21 protein-coding genes and 1 other RNA gene are annotated in these 25,960 nt (G+C 53.1%); 7 read left to right on the plus strand and 15 right to left on the minus strand.

From position 1 onward, the window contains the following. Window positions 1-2 precede the first annotated feature (2 nt). From sufS to WB237_RS07125, 7 genes are all read right to left on the minus strand, one after another. Window positions 3-1,223 carry a cysteine desulfurase SufS gene (sufS, locus tag WB237_RS07095; RefSeq protein WP_336211865.1) on the minus strand — a complete coding sequence of 407 codons (1,221 nt, stop codon included), beginning with the start codon at window positions 1,221-1,223 and terminating at the stop codon, window positions 3-5. After that, the gene (sufD, locus tag WB237_RS07100; RefSeq protein WP_336211867.1) at window positions 1,220-2,491 is read right to left on the minus strand and encodes a Fe-S cluster assembly protein SufD; all 1,272 of its coding nucleotides are present in this window, start codon (window positions 2,489-2,491) and stop codon (window positions 1,220-1,222) included. Before sufD ends, sufS begins: the two co-directional genes overlap by 4 nt. Further along, window positions 2,466-3,212 (minus strand): Fe-S cluster assembly ATPase SufC, encoded by a 747-nt coding sequence (sufC, locus tag WB237_RS07105; protein ID WP_336211869.1) that lies wholly within the window; start codon window positions 3,210-3,212, stop codon window positions 2,466-2,468. Before sufC ends, sufD begins: the two co-directional genes overlap by 26 nt. 9 nt (window positions 3,213-3,221) lie before the next feature. Then, window positions 3,222-4,712 (minus strand): Fe-S cluster assembly protein SufB, encoded by a 1,491-nt coding sequence (gene sufB, locus WB237_RS07110; RefSeq protein WP_336211872.1) that lies wholly within the window; start codon window positions 4,710-4,712, stop codon window positions 3,222-3,224. 8 nt (window positions 4,713-4,720) lie between these two features. Then, on the minus strand, window positions 4,721-5,089 hold the full coding sequence (gene sufA / locus WB237_RS07115; RefSeq protein ID WP_028017260.1) for a Fe-S cluster assembly scaffold SufA: 369 nt from the start codon (window positions 5,087-5,089) through the stop codon (window positions 4,721-4,723). Between the two features lie 313 nt (window positions 5,090-5,402). Beyond that, window positions 5,403-6,131: a MerR family transcriptional regulator gene (locus WB237_RS07120; protein WP_336211875.1), complete on the minus strand. Its 729-nt coding sequence runs from the start codon at window positions 6,129-6,131 to the stop codon at window positions 5,403-5,405. Window positions 6,132-6,318: 187 nt separating this feature from the next. Beyond that, window positions 6,319-7,539 carry a diguanylate phosphodiesterase gene (locus WB237_RS07125; protein ID WP_336211877.1) on the minus strand — a complete coding sequence of 407 codons (1,221 nt, stop codon included), beginning with the start codon at window positions 7,537-7,539 and terminating at the stop codon, window positions 6,319-6,321. A 340-nt stretch (window positions 7,540-7,879) separates the two neighbouring features. On the opposite strand from WB237_RS07125, the gene ycgZ reads away from it, so the two are divergent. The 4 genes from ycgZ to fdhF all read left to right on the plus strand — a co-directional run bounded on the left by ycgZ (window position 7,880) and on the right by fdhF (window position 11,095). Then, the gene (ycgZ, locus tag WB237_RS07130; protein ID WP_028017257.1) at window positions 7,880-8,119 is read left to right on the plus strand and encodes a regulatory protein YcgZ; all 240 of its coding nucleotides are present in this window, start codon (window positions 7,880-7,882) and stop codon (window positions 8,117-8,119) included. A gap of 4 nt (window positions 8,120-8,123) precedes the next feature. Continuing rightward, window positions 8,124-8,444: a hypothetical protein gene (locus WB237_RS07135; RefSeq protein WP_336211879.1), complete on the plus strand. Its 321-nt coding sequence runs from the start codon at window positions 8,124-8,126 to the stop codon at window positions 8,442-8,444. A 29-nt stretch (window positions 8,445-8,473) separates the two neighbouring features. Next, window positions 8,474-8,752: a biofilm development regulator YmgB/AriR family protein gene (locus WB237_RS07140; protein ID WP_290094797.1), complete on the plus strand. Its 279-nt coding sequence runs from the start codon at window positions 8,474-8,476 to the stop codon at window positions 8,750-8,752. 192 nt (window positions 8,753-8,944) lie between these two features. Then, entirely contained in the window at window positions 8,945-11,095 is a 2,151-nt protein-coding gene (gene fdhF, locus WB237_RS07145) for a formate dehydrogenase subunit alpha (protein ID WP_336211883.1), read from the plus strand. A 43-nt stretch (window positions 11,096-11,138) separates the two neighbouring features. On the opposite strand, the gene fliB is transcribed toward fdhF, so the two are convergent. From fliB to ydiJ, 5 genes are all read right to left on the minus strand, one after another. Next, the gene (fliB, locus tag WB237_RS07150) at window positions 11,139-12,356 is read right to left on the minus strand and encodes a flagellin lysine-N-methylase (RefSeq protein WP_336211885.1); all 1,218 of its coding nucleotides are present in this window, start codon (window positions 12,354-12,356) and stop codon (window positions 11,139-11,141) included. A gap of 109 nt (window positions 12,357-12,465) precedes the next feature. Further along, window positions 12,466-12,621: a hypothetical protein gene (locus WB237_RS07155; RefSeq protein ID WP_442892504.1), complete on the minus strand. Its 156-nt coding sequence runs from the start codon at window positions 12,619-12,621 to the stop codon at window positions 12,466-12,468. 274 nt (window positions 12,622-12,895) lie between these two features. Beyond that, window positions 12,896-13,090 carry a YdiH family protein gene (locus WB237_RS07160; RefSeq protein WP_010430192.1) on the minus strand — a complete coding sequence of 65 codons (195 nt, stop codon included), beginning with the start codon at window positions 13,088-13,090 and terminating at the stop codon, window positions 12,896-12,898. An 85-nt stretch (window positions 13,091-13,175) separates the two neighbouring features. Then, entirely contained in the window at window positions 13,176-13,586 is a 411-nt protein-coding gene (gene menI / locus WB237_RS07165) for a 1,4-dihydroxy-2-naphthoyl-CoA hydrolase (RefSeq protein ID WP_336211889.1), read from the minus strand. Next, entirely contained in the window at window positions 13,583-16,639 is a 3,057-nt protein-coding gene (gene ydiJ / locus WB237_RS07170) for a D-2-hydroxyglutarate dehydrogenase YdiJ (RefSeq protein ID WP_336211891.1), read from the minus strand. The genes menI and ydiJ overlap by 4 nt, the downstream gene beginning before the upstream one ends. 199 nt (window positions 16,640-16,838) lie before the next feature. On the opposite strand from ydiJ, the gene ydiK reads away from it, so the two are divergent. Both ydiK and rprA read left to right on the plus strand, forming a co-directional pair. Beyond that, window positions 16,839-17,954, plus strand: coding sequence for an AI-2E family transporter YdiK (gene ydiK / locus WB237_RS07175; RefSeq protein WP_336211893.1), 1,116 nt, complete (start codon window positions 16,839-16,841; stop codon window positions 17,952-17,954). Window positions 17,955-18,150: 196 nt separating this feature from the next. Beyond that, window positions 18,151-18,258: antisense sRNA RprA (rprA, locus tag WB237_RS07180), an RNA gene on the plus strand. Window positions 18,259-18,263: 5 nt separating this feature from the next. Here rprA and WB237_RS07185 read toward each other — a convergent pair. The 3 genes from WB237_RS07185 to ppsA form a co-directional block, all read right to left on the minus strand. Beyond that, on the minus strand, window positions 18,264-20,639 hold the full coding sequence (locus WB237_RS07185) for a glycoside hydrolase family 3 N-terminal domain-containing protein (protein WP_336211895.1): 2,376 nt from the start codon (window positions 20,637-20,639) through the stop codon (window positions 18,264-18,266). 3 nt (window positions 20,640-20,642) lie between these two features. Continuing rightward, a complete protein-coding gene (locus WB237_RS07190; RefSeq protein ID WP_129324530.1) occupies window positions 20,643-22,043 on the minus strand; it encodes an MFS transporter in 1,401 nt (466 codons plus the stop codon). Between the two features lie 233 nt (window positions 22,044-22,276). Then, window positions 22,277-24,655: a phosphoenolpyruvate synthase gene (gene ppsA, locus WB237_RS07195; RefSeq protein WP_336211897.1), complete on the minus strand. Its 2,379-nt coding sequence runs from the start codon at window positions 24,653-24,655 to the stop codon at window positions 22,277-22,279. 335 nt (window positions 24,656-24,990) lie between these two features. Between ppsA and ppsR the strand changes: the two genes are divergently transcribed. After that, on the plus strand, window positions 24,991-25,824 hold the full coding sequence (ppsR, locus tag WB237_RS07200; RefSeq protein WP_028017244.1) for a posphoenolpyruvate synthetase regulatory kinase/phosphorylase PpsR: 834 nt from the start codon (window positions 24,991-24,993) through the stop codon (window positions 25,822-25,824). The last annotated feature ends 136 nt before the right edge of the window (window positions 25,825-25,960 follow it).

Raw genomic sequence — 25,960 nt, forward strand, 5'->3', positions numbered from 1 at the left:
CGTTAGCCCAGCAACTGGTGAATACGTTTTAACCCTGCCACCAGTCTGTCGACCTCTTCCATTGTGTTGTACATCACCAGCGAAGCACGACACATTGCCGGCACCTGGTAAAACGCCATCAGCGGCATGGCGCAGTGGTGTCCGGTACGGACCGCCACGCCGTAGTTATCGAGGAAACTGCCCACGTCATAGGCATGGTGTTTCCCGAGGTTAAACGCGATCACCCCTTGCCGATCGGCAGGTCCATAGAGGGTCAGATCCGGCACGCTGGTAAGCTCCGCAAGCGCATAGTGCATCAGCAGCTGTTCGTACTCCTGAATACTATCAAGACCGATCGCGGAGACATAAGAAACCGCTGCCCCCAGCCCGATAATCCCGCCAGTGTTAGGCGTCCCCGCCTCAAAACGCCACGGCGCACGGGCGTAGGTAGTCCCTTCCGACAGGCTAACGGTGGCGATCATCGACCCGCCTCCTTCCCACGGCGGCATCGCCTGCAGGATGTCCTCTTTCACATACAACACTCCAATCCCCGTCGGGCCGTACAGCTTATGCCCGGAGAAGACATAGAAATCACAGTCCAGCGCCTGAATATCAACCGCGTGGTGCATTACCGCCTGAGCACCGTCAATCAGCACCTTCGCGCCGGCCTGATGGGTTTTCCCGACAATCTCTGCGACCGGGTTTTCCGTACCCAGCACGTTGGAGACCTGAGTCACCGCCACCAGCCGGGTTTTATCGTCGAGCAGTGCGTCAAACTGCTCAAGCTGCAGCGTCCCGTCTTCATTCAACGGAATGACCCGCAATTGCGCCCCCACACGCTCACAGAGCATCTGCCACGGCACAATATTGGCGTGGTGCTCCATCTGGGTGATGATGATGTTGTCACCTGCGTGGACCTGCGCGTTGCCCCAGCTGTTGGCGACAAGGTTGATCCCCTCCGTGGTACCCCGCACAAACACCAGCTCTTCCGGTGACCGTGCATTGAGAAAGGCGGCAATTTGCGTACGCACATTCTCCATGCGTTGAGTCGCTTCCGCACTCAGCGTATGGATCCCCCGATGCACAGCGGCGTAGCCGTGACGGTAGAACTCGGCTTCCGCATCCACCACCTGATTCGGCTTCTGCGCGCTGGCCGCACTGTCCAGGTAGGCCAGAGGAAGACCGTTCACTTCACGGGTCAGAACCGGAAAATCTGCCCGCACTTTCTCTACGGGAAAACTCATACTTCGCCTCCAGGCAGACGCTGACCAATACGGGTCAGCACCTGCTGTTTTAACAGGCCATCGTGCAACGCTTCCGTCAGTTCGGCGGCAAACGCATAAATAATCATTTTCTGCGCCGCCTGCCGGTCGATGCCGCGGGAACGCAGGTAGAACATCTGCTCATCATCAATCCGCCCGACTGTCGCACCATGGCTGCATTTCACGTCGTCGGCATAGATCTCCAGTTGCGGCTTGGTATCCACTTCCGCCAGTCGTCCCAGCAGCAGATTGTTGTTAGTCATCTGCCCGTCAGTTTTAATCGCGTGTTGTGCCACATTAATCAGGCCATTAAACACCGCACGTCCTTTGTCGCTGACAATGGTTTTGTGCAACTGGCGGCTGTTGCAGTAGCCTTTGTTGTGTTCAAGCCAGGTACGCGTGTCGCACACTTCCGATTTGACCGGCATCGCCAGGCTGTTGATGCGCAGCGTGGTGTTTTCACCGTTAAGCTGCGTGCTGGTGTTATGGCGCAGCACGGAACCCCCGAGCAGAAAACTGTGGCTGTAGGCTGCGGCATCCTGACCGAGTAAAATATCGTTATGGGCGAAGTGGTGACTCTGCGCATTCTCAAACGCCAGCTTGATATGGTGAAGCTGGGCATTGGCGGCAACGTTCATCGTCAGACGTGATCCGGTAAAGTGTCGGGTATCGTTGAGGCTGACGTAGTGCTCAATCACCGTAGCTTCCGCCCCCTCAGCCAGTTCAAGATGATGGCGGTAGTGAGCCGTGTTGATCTCATCACCGTCCAGCCCCTGGGTGATATGCATCAGCAATAGCGGTTTGGCCGGACGCTGGTTACGCTTCACATGAATATGCGTCACAGACTGCGCCAGACTCTCGGTGAGATGCAGAAACACTTCCGGCTGAACTGCTGTCGTCAGGCTCTGACGATCGTCGTTAATCGCGATGCCGAACCCGCTCTCCTGCGTGTCATCACTCAGTTCCGGGCGGAACTGACCATCGACAAACACCAGACGCACGGCATCCACGCTTAGTGCCAGCGCATCGCGCTGCACCGGGGTGATATCCGCCAGACGGGTGACAAACTCACCGTTCATCAGGCCATCTAGCGGAGTGTATTTCCAGTTCTCATGCTTGCGCGAAGGCAGGCCGAGACGCAGCATCTGCTGTAAATGCTGCTGCGCCTGCTCAGAGCGTCTCTCTCCCTGGGCTTCAAACAGCCTGTGCCATTGCTGGAGTGCATTACTGCTGTTCGGTAAGCCAGCCATAACCCTGCTCCTCCAGTTGTTTAACCAGCGTAAAATCACCCGATTTCACAATGCGCCCCTGGTAAAGCACGTGGACGTAGTCCGGTTTGATGTAGTCGAGAATACGCTGATAGTGGGTGACGATAATGAACGAACGCTTACCGTCGCGCAGGGAGTTAACGCCGTCAGCGACAATCTTCAGGGCATCAATATCCAGACCGGAGTCGGTCTCATCCAGAATGCACAGCGCGGGTTCCAGAACCGCCATTTGCAGGATGTCATTGCGTTTTTTCTCCCCCCCAGAAAAACCAACGTTAACCGAGCGGGTGAGCAGATCTTCCGGCATTTTCAGCAGTTTGATCTTCTCTTCCATCAAATCCTGGAAATCGAAGCGGTCCAGCGCCTCCAGGCCGCGATACTTGCGCACCGCATTCAGCGCCGTTTGCAGGAAGAACTGGTTACTGACGCCAGGGATTTCTACCGGGTACTGGAAGGCCATAAAGATGCCCTCTCCCGCACGATCTTCCGGGGACATTTCCAGCAGATCTTTGCCGTTAAATTCGACCGATCCGTTGGTCACCTCGTAATCTTCGCGTCCGGCCAGCGTCGCTGAAAGCGTACTTTTCCCGGAACCATTTGGCCCCATGATGGCGTGAACTTCACCCGGTTTGACATCAAAATTGAGGCCACGCAGGATCGCTTTATCTTCCACGCTAACCTGTAAATCTTTAATACGTAACATGTGCTTTCCTTAACCGACGCTGTGTTCAAGACTAATGGCGAGGAGTTTCTGAGCTTCAACGGCAAATTCCAGAGGCAGTTCAGAGAACACGTCCTTACAGAAGCCGTTCACAATCATCGAAATAGCATCTTCTTCGCTGATCCCTCGTTGCAGGCAGTAGAAGAGCTGATCTTCCCCAATACGCGACGTCGTCGCCTCGTGCTCAAGCTGGGCGGTATTGTTACGACACTCAACGTACGGGAAGGTATGCGCCCCGCAGTCCGCGCCAATCAACATCGAGTCACACTGGGTAAAGTTGCGCGCATTGGTGGCCGTCGGCATGATTTTCACCAGACCACGATAGCTGTTCTGGCTGTGTCCGGCGGAGATGCCTTTCGAGATGATGGTCGACCGGGTATTTTTCCCGATGTGGATCATCTTGGTCCCGGTATCGGCCTGCTGATGGCCACTGGTCAGCGCCACCGAATAGAACTCACCGATGGAGTTATCCCCACGCAGAATGCAGCTCGGGTATTTCCAGGTGATAGCCGAGCCCGTTTCTGATTGGGTCCACGACATCTTGCTGTTTTCACCTTCGCACAGCGCACGCTTGGTCACGAAGTTCAGGATGCCACCGGTATTGCCGTCGCCCGGGAACCAGTTTTGCACCGTCGAGTATTTCACCTCGGCATCTTTATGGATGATGACTTCCACTACCGCCGCGTGCAGCTGGTAGCTGTCTCGCACCGGGGCTGAACACCCCTCAATGTAGCTGACGTAGCTGCCCTCGTCGGCCACCAGAATGGTCCGTTCAAACTGGCCAGTTTTTTCGGCGTTGATGCGGAAATAAGTCGAGAGCTCCATTGGACAGCGCACGCCTTTCGGCACATAGATAAAGGTACCGTCAGAGGCCACCGCCGCGTTGAGCGCCGCAAAAAAGTTGTCGTTAGAGGGCACCACAGTCCCAATGTACTTTTTCACCAGTTCCGGGTGCTCGTGAATGGCTTCACCGAAGGAGCAGAAAATGATCCCCTGCTCTGCCAGCTTTTCACGGTAGGTGGTTGCCACTGAGACGGAGTCAAAAATGGCGTCCACCGCCACCTCTTTGCCCTCACGTACGGGCACGCCCAGTTGGTTGAAGGCTTCTTCCACCTCTTTGCTGAGGAAGCTGTTTTCAGCGCCAGTCTGCTGTACGGCACCTGGCTGGGAGGCACAGGTATCATCGCAACTGCCGCAGGAGGGTGCGGAGTAGTAGCTGTAGTCCTGATAATTCAGCTTGTCATAATGCGCTTTCAGCCAGTGCGGCTCTTCCATCTCCAGCCACACGCGGTAAGCGCTCAGGCGAAACTCCAGCATCCACTCGGGTTCATTACGTTTGGCCGAAATCGCCCGAACGACATCTTCGTTGATGCCTTTCGCCAGTTCATCGGTCTGCAACTGGGTAAAGAACCCCTCTTTATAGTTGAGGTGCCCCCCGCTCCAGGTATTTACTTCACTCGTTGCTTCAGTATTACGAGACATAGTTCCGCCTATACCCCAAAGCTTTCGCCGCAGCCGCATTCGTTCTGGGCTTTCGGGTTGTGAAATTTGAATAACTGATTTAAACCTTCCCGTACGTAGTCCACTTCTGTGCCGTCGATAAACGGCATAGCTTGCAGGGCAACATACAGTTTTGCGCCGTCGGTTTCGAAGACCAGATCATCTTTTTCGGGTTCTGTGACAGTGTCGAGCACGTATCCAAAGCCCGCGCAGCCAGTCTGTTTGACACCCAAACGCACACCGAGGATCTCAGGTTTTTTCGCCACCAGCTCGTGAATATGTGCCGCCGCCGCTGGCGTGAGCGTTAAACCGCGCCAGGTAAAATCGGCAGGATTGAAGGTTTCTGAATGCAGTTCCATAGGTCCACCTCATCTGATTAGCCATCAGGGCATAACACCATGTTAGTGATAACGATTATCACTTCAACCCTCTGACAGCAGGGGCATTCGGCTAAACCGCCCTTTTTGGCTACTTTTATTAAGCATAGACCCTGTCAGGGGATGCGTGGGGGATGGATTTAATTGTTCAATGCTTTGATAAATAATGGATTATTCATGCAGAAAAACGGGGCAGAGAGTAAATGTAAAATATGCATCGGAAATGCCTATTTTTGAGATAGATGATGCCCGGAAAGCGACACTGATAAAAAAAGGCCTTCAAGGCCTCTGATTATCAGTGATGAAATGTGACAGAGAAACCCTGTTCCCGCCAGTGATCGAGTTGTTCCTGCTGACGAGGTGTTGGCGATTTCCCCGTCCAGACGAAGATTTTTTGCCCCGGGAAAAGCTCCGGACGCGGTGAGTCAATAGGATCCGCCAGCACATCAATATGCCAGCCTTTCTGTGTTAAGCGTGCGGCCTCAAGCCACAGATGAGTACGGTCCTCGCATTCCCAGCCAATAAGCAGCGCGTCTTTACCCGCTTTCTTGCGCGACTCTGTCAGGCTTGCAATCGCGAATTCAATCAGGACGCCGTCAAGCAGGCTTGCCATGTGACGCACGGTATTCTGGTCCTGATTCATTCGCTGGCGGACGGGAGAGATGATGTTATCAATTAGCGCATCCAGCGCGTGATCGCGACGGAATTCACCTATTTTGGCACGCAATTTTGCCGGACTGGCGTAACGCAAAACGGTCATCATCTCTTCCTGGAATGAAACCCAGTTACCCGGAGTCAACACGTCCTTATTTTCCAGTAAGGCTTTGACTTTTCCGACCGAGACGCCGCTTTTCATCAGGCGCTTGATCTCTTCAATACGCAGGATATCTTCATCGTCAAACTGACGATGGCCCCCTTCGCTGCGCTGCGGCTTCAACAATCCATAACGGCGCTGCCAGGCACGCAGCGTAACGGGGTTGATACCGCATCGTTCGGCCACTTCGCCGATACTGTAATAGGCCATTAACTCCCTCACGCACAGTACTTCCATACCTAACTGCACCAACCTTATCAGATTGTACAAACCATTTGTATAACTAAGACCTCGTTTTAAGCAGGTGATTGCGTTACAAGCCACTTACCTGTTAATACATTGTTGTATAAATTTTACCGTTCGTACAGTCACGTCAGTCGAGCTGTGTACAGCTTTTTCAGAACTCGGACTTTTTCTCTGGCCACGCAATAGCCGGAATTCCGCCATGCCGGGGGCTGGCAAAAAGGTGTCCCTGAAACTGAGAAATTCCCGCAGATTCCAGCCACATCCACTCTTCCGCCTTCTCCACGCCGACCGCGCAGAACTGAATTTCAAGGGAGGTACAGCACTTGATGATCGCCTGAATAATGGCCTGTCGGGGACCGCTTTTGTGAACGTTCGCGACCAGATCGCGATTAATCTTAATTCTGTCCGGCTGGAACTGTGCCAGTAACTGTAACCCTGCAAAACCGGCACCAAAGTGATCGATCGTTACACTGATACCCGCACTTTTTAACTGTCTGACCGAATGGGTAAATTCCTCGAAACGGGAAATGGCTTCGCTCTCCGTAAACTCCACCACAATTTGCTCGGGCACAAAGCCATTTGCATCAATCGTGGTGAGCAGGAAGTCCACGGCGTTTGGGACATTCACCAGCGTCATGGGTAGCAGGTTGAGGGATAATGTCTGCTCCTGTAGCCCCAGCGCGCTGGCCATTGAGAGCGCAACTTGCTTGCTGTGCAAATCAGATGCGTACACGTCATCACGTGGGCGATTGGCGAAGTACACACCTGGTGAATCCCCGGAAGGCGTGCGGAGAAGCGCCTCCCAGGAGACGACCTGCTGCATGAACGGATCGACAATAGGTTGAAACGCAAAACTGCAGTCCGCTCCTTTTGCCACCACCTCAGGTTGCGCAGATAGCGGTGTTTCTTCGGGGATAAAATCCCATGAATCCGCCGGAGGCAATTCAAAATAGTTGGCTTTCTCCGTGGCCTCGACAAAGGTGCGGAAAAATTGCAGGGGACGGTCATTGTACGTCAACTGATAACGTGTGGTGCCTTTGTTGAGCACCTGCTGAAGTACCTCTTCCCTGTCGAACTGGCGCAAATCAAACAGCTCCATGCCCACGTTACCAAAACGCCGGGTAGGCCCGTGATCGCGCATCAATTCAACCACGTTATGGTGACGTGCGTCCTTACAGATCTGCTCATAGATTGACGAAACGTGTTCCACTGGCCCTTCGAGCAATTGAAAAAAATGTGTGCCGTTAAACAGCAAGATCCCCGTGACATTGGATTGCCGGTTTTTACTATTTGCAGCAGCGACCATTTTTTCCAGCGCTTTCACTGGAACGTCCTCGCAGATATGACTGCGGTAAATGATGGTTGTAAGCATGCTATTCCTGGGGGGTTAAGGTTCTGACCACAAAAACATGTGGATAAGGATCTGTTATAGCACATTAATTGCCTGACAAATAATTTACATCTCAATCATTTACGCCATTTAATGACTCCATTTTCTGCTCTGTACAACTTAACCGTGCCACTCTGATTTGTACAATATATCTTGTAGAGATACCGTTTCACGATAATCAAATAAAACATTGAAATAATAGAAAATAATTAAAAATATCACAAATAAATCCTAAATCTGTACATTTTTAATGTACAGATTTAGGATTTATGTATACCTTAAATGTAACGTTACTGATTACGAATTTTTACAGGAGTGAAACATGCAACAGAACGGTTATGTCGCAGATTCGGCAGCAGCGATTGCACAGTACTTCGAAAAAGCAGCACTTCCTACTCAGCAGGAAACATTGGGTCAGGTCGTGGTTGAGATTCTTAGCGACGGGCGAAACCTCAATCGCAAATCGCTCTGTACCAAACTGTTAAGCCGCCTCGAAAGGGCCGATGGCCCGGAAGAGGAACAACATTATCACATGCTGCTTGGTCTCCTCTTCGAGCGGTAATGCCATGAACAGCAGTGACGCAGATCGACTGATAGACCAGCTTATCGGTGAAGCCGTCCTTTCTCTTCTGAAAGAGCGGGGGCCAGTGACAACCGAAGGATTGCTACAGCGTCTGCGGGTCATGAAAAAACATGAAAAAGATCCCTGGCGGCGGGAGACACTCGCGGAGCTTATTGCTGAGATCAGCTCAAACAGCAACGCCTTTATACGTCGCAGAGCCGCGCAAGGACGAACGAAAAGAGAGGGATCTCTCAACGAGAACAGAAACAATGTTGTGCCGTTATTTGGAAAAGGAAAACCATCCGATCCCCAAAAAATACATTGACTGTCATTCAACAGCTACGGTGAGAACAAATGAGACAAAATATTCAGCTTCAACCCGAATACCATTCTGCTTTCCTGGAAAGTGCACTGTCGGAATATTTCCGTCACGCAGGCGATCGTTTTGCTGAAGAGTCCGCTGTTTTTTCTACTGCAGTACGCTGTGTTCTGGCCTCCGAAGGGCATCTGTCCAATAAAGCGATCATTCTCTGGCTTATTCAGACGCTGGAAGCGACCAACGACGTCGTTCAGGCAGATGTCATTCGTAAGACTCTGGAGATCGTAGTGGGTTACACGATGGATGATCTTTAATCACCCTCCCCTCAACGACGACTAACGTGTCATCGTCAAAACTGACGACAGGTCTGACGATGACACGTTCCTTCTATGAATAACTCCCTGTAAAACAAGCAAAGTAAACCTGGCATAGTTCCTGCTAATCACCGTTTACGGGGCTGGGTTTCCCAGTCAACTTTGCTTCATTTCTTAACAGGTCTGTTATTGATGAAAAAGATCGCCAGCGTCTGCCCCTACTGCGGTGCAGGCTGTAAATTAAACCTTGTCGTTGAAAATAACCGTATTATCCGTGCCGAAGCGGCAGAGGGCGTCACAAATCAGGGCACCCTGTGTCTGAAAGGATTTTATGGCTGGGATTTCCTCAACGATACCCGTCTCCTCACCCCACGCCTGACCCAACCGATGATCCGCTACCACAAAGGAGAGGCATTTACTCCCGTCACCTGGGAAGAGGCAATCCGCTATACTGCCCACAAACTCAGCAGTATTAAAGAGCAGTACGGCCCACGGTCGATCATGACCACCGGCTCCTCCCGTGGTACCGGGAATGAAACCAACTATGTGATGCAGAAATTTGCCCGTGCGGTGCTGAACACCAACAACGTAGACTGCTGCGCACGCGTCTGTCACGGTCCTTCCGTTGCCGGCTTACAGGAAACGTTGGGCAACGGGGCAATGAGTAACTCCATCAACGATATCGAAAATTCAAAATGTCTGCTGGTTTTTGGCTATAACTGCGCAGACTCTCATCCTATCGTCGCCAGACGTGTGCTGAAGGCCCGAGAAAACGGCGCGAAAATCATCGTCTGCGATCCGCGTCGCATTGAAACGGCACGCATTGCCGATCAGCATCTGCAACTGAAAAACGGCAGTAACATGGCGCTGGTGAACGCCTTTGGTTATGTGCTGCTGGAAGAAGAACTCTATGACAAAAACTACGTTGCGCGTTTTACAGAAGGGCTTGAGGCCTATCGTCGGACGGTAAAAGACTATGCACCAGAGAATGTCGAACATCTTACCGGCATTCCCGCCCGCGATGTTCGCCAGGCGATGCGCACTTTTGCGGCGGCACCTTCAGCCACCGTGATGTGGGGCATGGGTGTAACGCAGTTTGGTCAGGCTGTTGATGTGGTTAAAGGACTTTCCAGCCTGGCACTGTTGACCGGCAACCTTGGACGACCTGCCGTCGGCGTGGGCCCTGTACGCGGCCAAAATAACGTACAGGGCGCCTGCGATATGGGGGTTCTGCCCAATATGTTCCCGGGTTACCAGGACGTCACGGACCCGGCAATCAGGCAGAAGTTCGCTGATGCGTGGGGGATTGACGTCAACAAAATGGACGATCGTGTCGGAACACGCATAACTGAAGTGCCACACCTGGCACTGGAAGGTAAGGTCAAAGCCTATTACATCATGGGGGAAGATCCGCTTCAGACCGAGGCCGATCTCGGCCTGGTTCGCAGCGGTTTTGAGGCCCTCGACTTTGTGGTGGTTCAGGACATCTTTATGACCAAAACAGCGGAAGTGGCGGATGTTCTTCTCCCCGCCACCTCCTGGGGCGAACACGGCGGCGTATTTACCTGTGCCGACCGGGGGTTCCAGCGTTTTGGCAAAGCCATCGAGGCCAGCGGTAACGTGAAGCGCGACTGGGAGATCATCAGCCTGCTCGCAAGCGAAATGGGCTACCCGATGCATTACGAATCTAACCAGCAGATCTGGGACGAGATGCGTGAGTTGTGTCCTCTCTTCTTTGGCGTGACATATGAAAAAATGGGCGAGATGGGCCATGTGCAGTGGCCGTGCCCGACGCTGGATCATCCGGGAACGCCGTACCTGTACAAAGGCAATCAGTTCGACACCGCATCCGGTAAAGGGAAGCTCTTTGCCGCCCCGTGGCGCGCGCCGGCGGAAACCCCGGATGCGGATTTTCCACTGGTGCTCTGTACGGTACGCGAGGTGGGGCACTACTCCTGCCGCTCCATGACCGGGAACTGCGCCGCGCTGCAAAGCCTGGCCGACGAGCCTGGCCGCGTGCAAATGAACCCTGCCGATGCAGCTAAGCTGGGCATTACCGACGGGCAACTGGTCTGGGTGCGTTCGCGTCGTGGTAAAGTGATTACCCGCGCCAGCATTAGCGAGCGTATCAACGCCGGGGCGGTCTATATGACCTATCAGTGGTGGATTGGGGCCTGTAACGAACTGACGCAGGACAACCTCGATCCCATCTCCAAAACGCCGGAGACGAAATACTGCGCGGTGCAGCTGGAGGCGATTGAGGATCAGTGCTGGGCGGAGGACTTTGCGGCTACCGCGTATCAAACGATGAAAACGCGGTTGATTAGCGCAGTTAACGTGTAAGGAAAAAGAGGCTCACTCCGTGGGCCTCTCACACTCTGGGCGTTTATCCAATCAGCAACAGGCAGGATAAATCATCGCCGCCGTTGATTTTATCAATCGCAAAGTCCATACGCGCATCAATGGTCTGATTGTGCATGGTCTTTTCTGAGAGACTGGCAATAGTTTTCATCACCACCCGCTGGTCTATTTCACCCTGCATCGATCTTACGCTGAGGATGCATTTGATATAAAAAAAGTCCAGCACGATACGATAAAACTGACGCATGATGGTGGCCGTATTTTTTCCGGGGAAATAGCTGCTGTAGAGTTTGTACAGCAGGTAATTGCGTAACACATAAGGTTCTGACAAACAGGAATGATCACACAATTTGTGCCACTGCTGATTAATCGCGTCGAATTTATCCTCCAGTTCCGCAGCGTCGCTTATACCGGCAACATCCAGATACGAGGCGATTTGCTGATGCCTTTCAAGAATGAAACCATCGCGTGCTGAATCCTTCGCCACGTTCGTTCCCATCACGGATAATGCCAGATATTTCATCGTGTTTGACTTCGCAAGATTACGGGAATCAATCAACGATTTTCCGCTTTGCAATTCATTGAGTAGTGTTTCGTAGAAATTTTCCACTTCAGCAAATTTATTATGCAGATCAAAGTTAACGTACTGTAGACAGAGAATAAACTGCGCCAGCGCCATCAAATTTTCTTCAATATTACGGGATGGTGACTGGATTAAATTCCAGGCAAAAAGATGGATCACCTGCTGTGTTTGCGAGACAGACTGACGCTGCCCAATCAGGTTTGTTTTGTAGCTCGCCACTAAAGCATCCTGCTCCTGAAGCAGCATTGCATCCGGGTCAAACAGCACCCGCCGAACCACTTCCGGACAGGAGAGCGTCATTGTGTGCCGTGTCTCATCCTGGTAGCGTGTTGAACTCCTGGGGTAGGTGCTACAGGTATGAGAGAGTGCTTCTTCCCCTAAATCGCGGTGCACCATGCAAAGCTTGTTTTCATCGATAAAAGGACAATCCCCCTTTTCGTTTAGCTTCACTCTGGAATAGCTATTCTTACCCTTTCTCTGAAGGATGAGATTCTCTTTGGCAATGGTGGCAATGTCTGCGTGAGAGGACAGGACATATTTCTGGTGAGTTTTCTTGTCAATATTGATCGTCCAACCACGACAACATGACATTAAGCACTCTGGCCCAACACACTGAAACTTACAGACGAAAATCGGCTTAATAGTTTTATGAATTTGCATAGCGAAGGTGTCATTATATAAAGCATAAAAAGTACCATGACGTGCATGCTATTCTATAGGTTCATAACCGTTCACTATGTTTTGTAATTCACGGCATAAAAATGGTGCACTACCCGTAATTTTTGAGCAGATAGTCACGTAACCTGCTCTGATCACTCTTTTCTTCCACCATGCTGTGAATCAGGGCAATCAATTCAAAATCACTTCGCAGATTGAATTTCTGCATCATCATATATTTATGCGAAAATACGGTTTTATCGTTGATCTTTAGTGCATGCGCTACCGATAACCCGTCAGTTCTGCGCTATACCATGGGGTGATTAACATCAGGCTTATCCTTACAAGGCGAGCACAACGCGAAATAAAAAATATTTTTAAAACAGGATGGCTTTACTGAAAAATAATATTCGTATCAACTAGCCCTATTAGAATATCTTTTTAGCACGCATGTAATTCAGGCGAATAAATAAACGCCTTCCCGATAAAAAAATTCCGGGTACAAAAAAGGCCGCAATCGCGGCCTTTTCATTTACATACACTCAATGGACGTGAACGCCCAACCGCCAGGCAAAGTAGATCTCTTCTTTCAGTTCATTCGAAGAGAGCGCCAGCAAATCTGCAAATTCCAGCTCAAGCTGTTTCAGCTTTTTCAGGTACTGCGCCGGAGACAGGTTGCTTTTATCGCGACGTAAATATTCAATTGCCAGCTGTGTTGGGGTTATTTCAGTATCCATGATGTCCTCGCTTATGTACAAAACCTGACCACTATATCACAACGCAGTGGCTAACTTTTGACCAAAGGCAAAACATCTGAAAACTTTACACAACCGCCGTCGTCAGCCGCGACGAGCAGCACAAACGATCCTGCTCATCGAGAATGTCAATTTGCCACACCTGATGGCGACTTCCGGCGTGCAGCGCGCGGCAAATCCCGCGCACACGACCGCTACGCACCGAGCGAATATGGTTAGCATTCACCTCCAGCCCGACGACCTTCAGCTCCCCTACGGTACAGAGATACCCTGCCACTGAGCCCAGCGTTTCAGCCAGCACGACGGACGCTCCGCCGTGCAATAAACCAAACGGCTGATGAGTACGGTGATCGACAGGCATTGTAGCCTCAATCTCATCGTCACCGATGCGGGTGAACTGGATATCCAGCAGTCCCACCATATTCCCCTCGCCCATGGCGTTGAGCGCCTGCAGCGTTACAGCACGTTTCCAGATCATCCAATTATCTCCAGTAAAGCCTGCAATGGGTGGCGTACCCCGTTACCTTCTACCCGTTTCACCTGACTACGACAGGAGTAGCCTGTCGCCAGACAGCGGTTTCGCGGCAAACGCTGCATCGCCTGATGCCAGGACAACTCGTAGATACCGAGCGAGTTCGCGTGATTTTTCACTTCGTGTCCGTAGGTTCCGGCCATGCCGCAGCAGCCCACATTGACGCTCTCCAGCTTCGCCCCGAAGCGGGCAAAGACAGAGGCCCACTGGGCAGGAGCGCCCGGTAGCGCGGTAACTTCCGTACAGTGACCGAACAGATACCACGGTTCACCGCTGACATCCTGAACAGCCTTATCCTCCAGGGCCATCGGCAGCCACTCGTGCACCAGCATGACGTGGAAATCACCACGTTTATCGCCCAACGTCTGCTTGTATTCATCGCGATAGCAAAGCACCAGCGCCGGATCGACGCCAACCATCGGTATACCCAGTTGCGCCACACGGTTTAAGAAATCAGAGGTTTTCTGCGCGGTCTTCGCAAAACGCGTCAGGAAACCTTTAATGTGCTGCGCCTTACCATTCGGAGAGAACGGCAGAACCACTGGCTGATAACCCAGCTTCTCTGACAAGCGGATGAAATCCGCGACCACTTGCGCATCGTAGTAACTGGTGAACGGATCCTGCACCACCAGCACCACATTCGCTTTTTGCTCAGGGGTTAACGCCTCAAGCTGTTCAAGGGTCATGTTCGCAGAACGGTGCCCGACAAGCTGTCGTTGCAGCGACGGTACAGACAGCAGCGGCAGATCGACCATTCCGATATGTTTTTCGGAGAGCTTGCGCACCAGTGGTTGGTTAATAAAGAAGTTAAAGGTCTTTGGCGCACGCGCCATCAGCGGTGCATAACTTTCAACTGTCGCCACCAGATGGTCACGTACCGGACGCAGGTATCGGGTGTGATAAAGCTGCAGAAAACGCGAACGGAACTCCGGCACATCTATCTTAATCGGGCATTGGGTTGAGCAGGCTTTGCAGGCCAGACAGCCAGACATCGCCTCTTTCACCTCATGGGAGAAATCATACTCGCCCTTGCTGGCATGCCAGCTGTTGCGGGTACGTTCAATCAGCGAACGCAGGCTGGCACGTTTTTCCGGTAGCTCCTGCTCAAGCTTGAGCGGATCAACACCACGGTCGGCCAGCAGACGCAGCCATTCGCGAACCAGCGTCGCGCGCCCTTTCGGAGAATGGATACGGTTACTGGTGATTTTCATCGACGGACACATCGGGCTTTTCGCATCGAAGTTAAAGCACAGGCCGTTGCCGTTACACTCCATCGCGCCGCGCCATGAGGAGCGGACCGCGATTGGGATCTGTCGGTCATAGGTGCCGCGTTTAACGGCATCCACCCGCAGCATCGGCGCATCCACACCTTCAGGCGGACAGATTTTCCCCGGATTGAGGCGGTTATCCGGGTCAAAAGCCGCTTTAACTTTGCGTAACTCTGCATAGAGCTGCTCGCCGAAAAATGCCGGACTGTATTCAGCGCGGAAGCCTTTACCGTGCTCGCCCCACAGCAGGCCGCCATATTTCGCGGTTAACGCAACGACGTCATCGGAGATCTGTTTCATCAGGATCTCCTGCTGCGGGTCGCACATATCCAGCGCCGGACGCACGTGCAACACCCCGGCGTCGACGTGGCCAAACATGCCATAGCTCAGGCCGTGGCTGTCCAGCAGGGCACGAAACTCAACGATATAATCCGCCAGATGCTCAGGCGGAACGCAGGTATCTTCGGCAAACGGAATGGGCTTGGCCGCCCCTTTCGCATTGCCAAGTAGCCCCACGGCTTTTTTCCGCATCGCGTAGATACGTTCAATGCCGGCCAGATCGTTACAGAGCTGCCAGCCAATCACCCCACCTTCACCCTGCGCAATAAGTTCATCCAGCCGCTGACAGAGTGTCGCCACCTGGTTTTCAATAAGCGCCGCGTCATCGCCGGCAAATTCAACGATATTAAGGCCAAGCATTTCTTTATCTGGCACATCGGTAATCAGCTCACTGACGGAGTGCCAGACGATATCTTCCCGGGCCAGGTTCAATACTTTGGAGTCGACGGTTTCGACCGACAGCGCTTGTGCTTCAACCATAAAAGGTGCATTACGCAGCGCAGAGTCGAAAGAGTCGTATTTGACGTTCACCAGGCGACGCACCTTTGGCAACCGGGTGATATCCAGCCGTGCCTCGGTAATAAACGCCAGCGTTCCCTCGGAGCCGGTCAGTATGCGGGTTAAATCGAACTGGGTCAGATCATCGTTAAACACATGACGCAGATCGTACCCGGTCAGGAAGCGGTTCAGTTTGGGGAATTTGTCGAGGATCAACTGACGGTTTTCGCGGCAGCGCTCCAGCACGGTACGATAAATGCGCCCGCTTGCGGTATTGTCTTTGCCCAGCGTCTCCGCCAGTGCAACCGGCATAGGCTGGGTATCGAGGATATCGCCACCCAGCAGGACCGCACGTACACCCATAACGTGATCGGACGTTTTACCGTACACCAGCGAGCCCTGACCGGAGGCATCCGTGTTGATCATCCCGCCGAGGGTCGCGCGGTTGCTGGTGGAGAGCTCAGGGGCAAAAAAGTAGCCGTAAGGCTTGAGATACTGATTCAACTGATCTTTGATAACACCCGCTTCGACCCGCACCCATCCCTCTTCAGGGTTGATCTCAATAATGCGGTTCATATAGCGGGACATATCAACAATGATGCCCTGGTTCAGCGCCTGACCATTGGTTCCAGTGCCACCGCCACGTGGGGTAAAGACCAGAGAAGCAAACCGCTCCTGCGTTGCCAGCCGGGCGATAAGCGCGACATCGGCCGTTGAACGAGGGAAAACAACGGCATCGGGAAGAAGCTGGTAGATACTGTTATCAGTCGCCATCGTCAGCCTGTCGGCATAATTCGTGGCGGTATCACCTGTAAAACCCTGTTGCTCCAGTGCCTGCAAAAAATTAAGCACCAGCTGAACGACGCCAGGTGCCTGAGAAATCTGTGGGATCATGACTGTCGACCCTAATTAGAGTAATTTGAAATCGTTTGCGTTGTGTCTGGAAAGTTTTATCACATTTTTTTCTTATGTGCTTCGTAGAATTACGGGCAAAATCCGCCTGTCAAAAATCGCCGAGATCACTAATGATTAGAGAGACGCGGTTTTCCGTTCCCGCCAGCCACGCTGGTGTTCATTAAAGGAAGTTTCAAATATGGTCAATCTTCGCCAGCCCAGGGATGTTGCGCAAATCTTGCTGTCGGTGCTGTTCCTGGCTCTCATGATTATTGCGTGTCTGTGGATTGTTCAACCCTTTATTCTCGGCTTCGCCTGGGCTGCGACCGTTGTCGTTGCCACGTGGCCTTTACTGTTGCGTTTGCAGAAGCTGCTGTTTGGCCGCCGCGGGTTAGCCGTGCTGGTTATGACACTCTTGTTGTTCCTGCTGTTTATTATTCCCATTGCTTTACTGGTGAATAGCCTGGTGGATTCCAGTGGTCCGATAATTCGAGCCATTACCAGTGGCGATCTGACGTTACCGGATCTCGCCTGGCTAAACAGTATTCCCGTGGTGGGTGCCAAACTCTATAGCGGCTGGCATAGCCTGCTGGAGATGGGCGGCAGCGCGTTGATGGCGAAAGTGCGCCCTTATATTGGTACCACCACCACCTGGTTTGTGGGACAGGCGGCGCATATCGGTCGCTTTATGATGCACTGTGCCCTGATGCTGGTCTTCAGTGCCCTGCTCTACTGGCGTGGTGAGCAAGTTGCTTTGGGTGTTCGTCATTTTGCTACCCGTCTGGCGGGCAAACGGGGTGACGCAGCGGTACTGCTGGCTGCACAGGCTGTGCGCGCGGTTGCGCTTGGCGTTGTGGTAACGGCGCTGGTGCAGGCGATACTGGGTGGTGTCGGTCTGGCAATTTCCGGTGTGCCGTACGCCACCGTCTTTACCGTTGTGATGTTGATGACCTGTCTTGCGCAACTGGGACCGTTGCTGGTACTGGTCCCCAGCATCATCTGGCTTTACTGGACAGGTGATACCACGTGGGGAACGGTTCTGCTGGTGTGGAGCTGCGTGGTTGGCACGATGGACAACGTCATTCGTCCAATACTCATCCGCATGGGTGCTGACCTGCCGCTGATCCTGATCCTCTCAGGTGTTATTGGTGGATTGATTGCCTTTGGCATGATTGGCCTGTTTATTGGCCCTGTGCTTCTCGCCGTGACATGGCGTCTGTTCTCCGCCTGGGTGCATGAAGTTCCGCCACCGGGTACTGACCCGGACCTCATCCTGAATGAGCTGGAAGAGCTGGAAGATAAGAACAGTCAGTAACCGTAGTGCCGGGTAAGCTATGCTTACCCGGCATCTTTAACACTTAAACAATGCTAAACAATTTATTCATTAAGCACTGGTCAGACCCACCTTCCCTGTACTAAATCTGCTGCTAACCTCAAGAAATCTTTACGTCTCTTTAACTATTGAGACGAATCTGATCGACGCTAAATAACACAATGCCTAGTATTAGCACACGGTTATAAATCAACACCTTGGTTTATAAGCATGGAAATCCCCTGAGTGAAACAACGAATTGCTGTGTGTAGTCTTTGCCCATCTCCCACGATGGGCTTTTTTTTGTCCTGACTACGCGCGCTTAACCTGACAGGTACTGAGCATCCGCCACTCCGCAGACAACACCCGCGTTTCACCTGTCACATTAACCGTCACCACCTCGCGGATATCCGTCGACGATGCGCCAATCTGCAACTCAAACTCACCCGGCTCAACAATGCGTTTTCCGTCCCGACGGGTGAAGTTGAACATCTCAACTGGCAGCATAAAGGTGAGCGTGGCGGTTTCGCCCGGCGAGAGCGTGACGCGCTGGAATGCCTTCAGCTCCTGAAGTGGCCGTACCTGCGTGGCAACCTTATCCCTGACGTAAACCTGCACCACCTCGCTGCCACTGCGTTCTCCGACATTGGTGATGTCCACACTCAGTACTACCTCACCGTCGACCGGCACGTGGGATCCGGCCACACGCGCCGTTCCCCAGTTAAACTGCGTCCAGCCAAGGCCGAAACCAAACGGATAACGAGACCCGAAATGGAACGCAAACGGCGTACCGCCGCTTTTGAGCTTGTGATTGTAGTAATACGGCATTGCCCCGGCACTTTTCGGTACACTCACTACCAGACGCCCTTGCGGTTCCGCACGCCCTGTCAGTACGTCCGCAATCGCCCAGCCCCCTTCCTGCCCTGGAGCCCAGGCCATCATGAGCGCCGCTACTTTATCTTCCAGTCCCTGAAGGTTGTATGGTCGCCCTCCGGTCATCACGACAATCACCGGTTTGCCAGTGGCTACCAGCCCCTCCAGAAGTTGCTGCTGCACACCCGGCAGATTCAGAGAATCGGTATCAGACCCTTCCCCTACCGTGCCGCTCTGGAACAATCCGGCGAGGTCGCCAACGCAAGCCACTACCACATCACTCTCTTGCGCAACGTTCACAGCCTCGGGGATCAAATCAGTACATTGAGAAACCGGTGACTGCTGCATCGGTTTGCCGCCGCTGTCGCCCGGGAAGACCGGCGCACCTGCCATCCGTTTTTCGATGATGTGACACCCTTTGGCGTAGCGAACCCGCGAGGCACCGAGATAATGCTCCAGCGCCGCACGCGGGGTCGTGACCTGCGAGGTCTCTTCTACCATATCGCTGATGATCAAATGCACCGGAAAACTGTAACCGCTGAGCAACGCCAGCGGGTCGTCTGCTGTCGGCCCCACCACCGCCACGCGGGGTTTACCACCCAGAGGCAAAATGCCGTTATTCTCAAGTAGTGTCAGCGAACGGGTCGCCACATCCCGCGCGACCTGGCGGGTGACATCATTCTGCAGATCAATGCCATGTTCATCGGCATACGGTTTTTCAAACAGACCCAGACGGAATTTTTCAGTCAGTAAGCGGCCCATGATTTCATCGACTTTGGCCATGGAGATCAGTCCACGCTCAACGGCTTCTGCCAGATGGCGCGCGCAGTCGTCTTTCGGCAGTTCGATATCAAGCCCGGCGTTGAAGGCCAGTGCGGCAGATTCAGTCGCATCATGTGAGACACCATGATGCTGATGCAGAAGGCTTACACCACCGTAATCCGCCACGATAATCCCGTCGAATCCCCACTGTTCGCGCAACACAGTAGTCAGCAGGAAGTGGTCGCTGTGGCCAGGTTGATTATCAATATCGTGATAGGCTGGCATCACGGAACCGGCATTAGCCAGCTTCACCGCCATTTCAAACGGTAACAGGAAGGTATCATTAAGCTCGCTAAAGCCAAGGTGTACCGGCGCATGGTTGCGTGCGCCTTCGCTGAACGAGTGACCCACGTAATGTTTCAGGGTCGCCAGCAGATCGCGTTTATCGCCCTGTAAGCCCTTCACGTAGGCAGTGGCCATCACGCCCACCAGCCAGGGATCTTCGCCAAAGGTTTCTTCAGTACGCCCCCAACGGACATCGCGAGAGACATCCAGCACCGGCGCCAGCCCCTGCTGGCAGCCCACAGACCGCGCCTCTTTGCCAATCTGTTCTGCTGCTCGCTGCACCAGGTCCGGGTCCCAGGTAGAGCCGTAGTTCAGAGACGACGGGAACAGCGTGGCCTCTTTGCACAGCAGCCCCACCAGGCACTCCTCATGGAACAGCGCCGGTATGCCGAGACGCGTCTCTTCCATCATCATCCGCTGCAGGCGGTTAGCGGCGCGCACGCCAGTTTGTGCTTCAACGATATGGGTACCCAGCGGACGGGTGATCTGCCCGACGCCCAGCTTTAACCGTTCGCTCAGCGCAGCCTGCTCGCTCACGCCGGAGAATTCATCACTCAGATCGCTGCGCTCACGATGGTTACCGTTTTCATCGAGGATCAGCCAGTACGCATGCATCTGGGCGAACTTCTCTTCCGGGGTCATACGTGCCAGTAAGTCGGCGACGCGCTCGTGCACGGGACGTCCCGCGTCCTTATAGATAGCTGTCATATTTTACTCCTGTAGTGCGGAAGGGGTTGCCGGGCTGAGCTGCCCCGGGTCAGGTCTCACCTCACGTTTGCTGGCCAGCTCCCGGGCAATGGAATCCACCAGCCGGCTGTTAAGTTTGTAGATAGCAAGCAGCGCGACCATGCAGAGGAACAATGCGCAAGGGATAAGGGTGAACAGTGCATTAATGGTAGAGAGAACATGCGGTGCCTGAGTTGCCTGTCCCGGGGCGTAATCCACCATACCAAGGACCCAGCCGACGACCGCCCCACCCAGCGCCAGGCCAAATTTGATGGCAAACAGCGCGGTGGAAAAAACCAGCCCGTCCAGGCGACGACCGCTGCGGTGCTCTTCGTAGTCGACCACATCGGAGAACATGGTCCACTGGAGCGGTGTGGTGAGGTTTTGCACAAAGCTAAAGACAATATTGAGGCCAAAGATCAGCCAGACCTGCGAAGGGGGAAGGAAGAAAATCAGCGCGCCGAAGATGACGAAGGAAATAATGGTCCACTGGTAGGCCCGGACGCGGTCAAATTTGCCCAGCAACCGTTCGGATAATAATGCGCCGCTTAAGGAGGCCACCATTCCGGAAACAATAAAGGCAAAAACCAGCTCCGGACGCAACAGCACATAGTTGACGTAATACATGGTGGCGGAACCGCGCGTCACCACCGCCGTTAACAGCAAAATATTAAACACGAACACAATACGCCACTGGCTGTTTCCGGCCAGCAGTTTTAAATCGGTGAGCATGGAGCCGGAGGTATCATTGCGCGGAGAATAACGCTCGCGAGTCATCAGGAAGCAGCAGAAGAACAGTACAATCCCGAGTAGTCCCATCAGGCTCATGGCATAGAAATAGCCTTTCTGCACGTTGCCCTGTCCTAACAATGAGACCAGCGGCAGGGCAATAACCGTAACAATCAACCCACCGATAAACGACAGGCCAAAGCGCCATGACTGCAGAGAGTGACGCTCGCGCGGATCCAGCGTCAGCGCGCCGGGCATGGCGCAGTAAGGTACGTTAATCGCGGAATAAATCAGGCTTAAGATCGCGTAGGTCACACAGGCATACGCAATTTTCGCCGTAGGTCCCACGTCCGGAACATAGAAGGTGATGAGGCAGCTCACGCCAAACGGAATGGCGAACCACAGCAACCAGGGACGGAAACGGCCATGACGCGTTTGCGTACGGTCGACCAGTGCACCAATGCACGGGTCGACAAACGCATCGACCACACGTACCACTAAAAACATGGTGCCCATAATCGCGGCGGGCAACCCAAAAACGTCTGTATAGAAATAAGCAAGAAATAACGTAGCCGTTTGCCAGACCAGCGCGCTGGCCATATCACCTAAGCCGTAACCTATTTTATCTTTGGTACGCAATACAGAAGAAAGTGTCATTGTTATTTGCCTTTTTATCAGGTTAAAACGTATTTCAACCAGTTGCGCATCATCGGTAGGGAAATGCGCAGTAAGGCTCAAGTATTAGCAACGGTTTGCGCGCTAACAATTGTCTAAATTAACAGACAAATTATGATATTTGGTTTTTTACTTTATTTGTGATGGGGAGCAAATAAGAGGAGAAATAAAAAAGGCGAGGAATAATCTCCTCGCCTTTTCGGATTATGGTGGTGTTACTTGTTCAGTTCTGCCAGGCTCAGCCAGGTTTGCACCACGGTGTCCGGGTTCAGGGAGAGACTATCAATCCCCTCTTCCATCAGCCATGCGGCAAAGTCTTCATGGTCGGATGGACCCTGACCACAAATCCCAACGTATTTACCCTGTTTCTTCGCCGCACGAATGGACATCGACAGCAGCGCTTTTACCGCCTCGTTACGCTCATCGAACAGCTCAGAGACCACGCCGGAGTCACGGTCCAGACCCAGCGTCAGCTGTGTCATGTCGTTCGAACCGATTGAGAAACCGTCGAAGTGTTCCAGGAACTGCTCGGCCAGCAGGGCGTTGGACGGGATTTCACACATCATGATGATCTTCAGCCCGTTCTCGCCGCGCTTCAGCCCCTGACGCGCCAGCTCGTCCACAACGGCTTTCGCCTGATCCACCGTACGCACAAACGGGATCATGATTTCGACGTTAGTCAGTCCCATGTCGTTGCGCACGCGTTTCACCGCTTCACACTCCAGCGCGAAGCAGTCGCGGAAGCTGTCGGACACGTAACGTCCAGCCCCACGGAAGCCCAGCATTGGGTTCTCTTCTTCCGGCTCATAGCGCTCGCCGCCCACCAGGTTGGCGTATTCGTTAGACTTAAAGTCAGACAGACGCACAATCACGCGTTTCGGGTAGAAGGCGGCACCCAGGGTGGCAATCCCTTCGGTCAGACGGCCGACGTAGAACTCTTTCGGCGAGTCATAGCCTTTCATCATCTCGCGGATTTCGTTCTGCAGTTTCGGATCCTGATCATCAAACTCCAGCAGTGCACGCGGGTGAACGCCGATCATACGGTTGATGATAAATTCGAGACGCGCCAGGCCCACACCTTCGTTCGGCAGGCAGGCGAAGTCAAACGCGCGGTCCGGGTTACCAACGTTCATCATGATCTTCAGCGGCAGATCCGGCATGGTTTCAACACTGGAACTTTTCACGCTGAAGTCGAGGATATCGGCATACACGTAGCCAGTATCGCCTTCGGCGCAGGAGACAGTCACATTCTGTCCGTCTTTCATGCGCTCAGTGGCATCACCGCAGCCGACAACCGCAGGAATGCCCAGCTCGCGGGCAATGATCGCTGCGTGACAGGTACGACCGCCACGGTTGGTGACGATAGCCGCCGCTTTCTTCATGATCGGTTCCCAGTCCGGGTCGGTCATGTCGGTCACCAGCACGTCGCCTGGCTCAATACGGTTCATCTCGCTGATGTCGTGGATCACTTTGACCGGACCAGCACCGATGCGGTGACCGATAGCACGACCTTCCGCCACGATTTTACCCTGCGCGTGCAGCGTATAACGCTCCATGACCTGACCGCGTGAGCGGACGGTTTCCGGACGAGCCTGGACGATAAACAGCTTGCCGGTGTTCCCATCTTTCGCCCATTCGATATCCATTGGACGACCGTAGTGTTTTTCAATCTGTACCGCCTGCTTCGCCAGTTCCTGAACTTCAGCGTCGGTCAGGGAGAAGCGGTCACGCTGCTCCTGCGGCACATCTTCAATCTTAACCTGCTTGCCATGCTCCTGGGTTGGGGCATAGATCATGCGGATTTTTTTCGAGCCCATGGTGCGGCGCACCACCGCCGGGCGACCAGCAGCCAGCGTTGGTTTGTGGACATAGAATTCATCAGGGTTGACCGCCCCCTGAACCACCATCTCACCCAGACCCCACGCGGAGGTGATAAACACCACCTGGTCGAAGCCGGATTCAGTATCAATGGAGAACATCACGCCGGATGAGCCCACGTCCGAGCGCACCATGCGCTGAACACCTGCAGAAAGTGCTACGCCGCGATGGTCATAGCCCTGGTGCACGCGATAAGAGATAGCACGGTCGTTGAACAGGGAAGCAAACACGTGCTTCACCGCCACCAGCACGGCATCGTATCCCTGCACGTTCAGGAAGGTTTCCTGCTGCCCGGCAAACGAGGCGTCTGGCATATCTTCTGCGGTTGCAGAAGAACGCACGGCAAAGGAGGCCTGCGCATCGTCAGCAGAGAGCTGGTTGTACGCATCGTGAATGGCTTTTTCCAGTTCCGGCTGGAAAGGTGTGTCGATAATCCACTGGCGGATCTGCGCCCCGGCTTTGGCAAGCTCGGTAACGTCATCAATATCCGTTTTATCCAGCAGGTCGTAAATGCGCTGGTTCACGCCGCTCTGGTCTAAAAACAGGTTAAACGCATCGGCAGTTGTGGCAAACCCGTTTGGTACGGAGACACCCATACCCGACAGATTTGTAATCATTTCACCCAGGGAGGCATTTTTGCCCCCAACTCTGTCTACATCATTCATGCCGAGTTGGTTATACCAAAGCACCAGCGGTGACGAGCCATTGTTGGACATCGAAACAATCCTTTTGTGATATTTGATCGGAGTAAGTAACACCTGACTACGTATTTATAGTGGCATATTTATTAGCGCTAAAAAAACGGTGAATCGTGTAAGCAATTTAAATTTTCAACTTTTCGGATACTTTCCCATCACCCACGAACCCGATGATTCCTATATATTCAGCCAGAAACCACAAAAATAAAGTCGCTATTTGAAAAATGAAATCCACTTTTCAGGAAAATCAAAAACACCGTTTCATTTATAATTAAGATAAGTTCTTTGCTGTGTAATTTACTTTTTTAATTTATGCTTTCAGACAATTAGGTATGATATTCAGGGTGAGTAAAATGGATAATGCTGTCGATCGCCACGTTTTTTATATTTCTGATGGTACGGCGATCACCGCCGAGGTGCTGGGCCATGCGGTGATGTCGCAGTTTCCCGTTTCGATTAACAGCATCACGTTGCCGTTTGTCGAAAATGAGAGCCGCGCCAAAGCGGTGAAGGACCAGATTGATGCCATCTACCAGCAGACCGGCGTCCGCCCGCTGGTGTTCTACTCGATCGTGATCCCCGAGATTCGCTCCATCATTCTGCAAAGTGAAGGCTTCTGTCAGGATATCGTCCAGGCACTGGTGGCTCCGCTGCAAAGCGAGCTTAAGCTTGACCCGACCCCGATCGCTCACCGTACCCACGGGCTAAACCCCGGCAATCTGACCAAGTACGATGCGCGTATTGCTGCCATTGATTACACCCTGGCACACGACGACGGTATCTCGCTGCGTAATCTTGACCAGGCGCAGGTGATCCTGCTTGGCGTGTCGCGCTGCGGCAAAACGCCCACCAGCCTCTATCTGGCGATGCAGTTTGGTATTCGTGCCGCAAACTACCCCTTTATTGCTGACGACATGGATAACCTGGTGCTGCCTGCCGCCCTTAAGCCTCTGCAACATAAATTGTTCGGTCTGACGATCAACCCGGAACGTCTGGCAGCGATCCGCGAAGAACGCCGCGAGAACAGCCGGTATGCCTCAATGCGTCAGTGTCGAATGGAAGTTTCCGAAGTGGAAGCGCTGTACCGCAAGAACCAGATCCCATGGCTGAACAGTACTAACTATTCGGTCGAAGAGATTGCCACCAAAATTCTCGACATTATGGGACTTAATCGCCGCATGTACTAATATGCTAGTACATTAACTCAGATTCAGGTATCATCACCCACAACCACGGGGCAGAGTCGCCCCGAACTTGAAATCAGCAGGGATTGGTTTAAGGTGATGCCCATCACTTCCCGGTAGTCTGCCGATGAAGCAAAAA

It is taken from the genome of Enterobacter sp. P82 (genome assembly GCF_037053385.1).
Taxonomy (GTDB): domain Bacteria; phylum Pseudomonadota; class Gammaproteobacteria; order Enterobacterales; family Enterobacteriaceae; genus Enterobacter.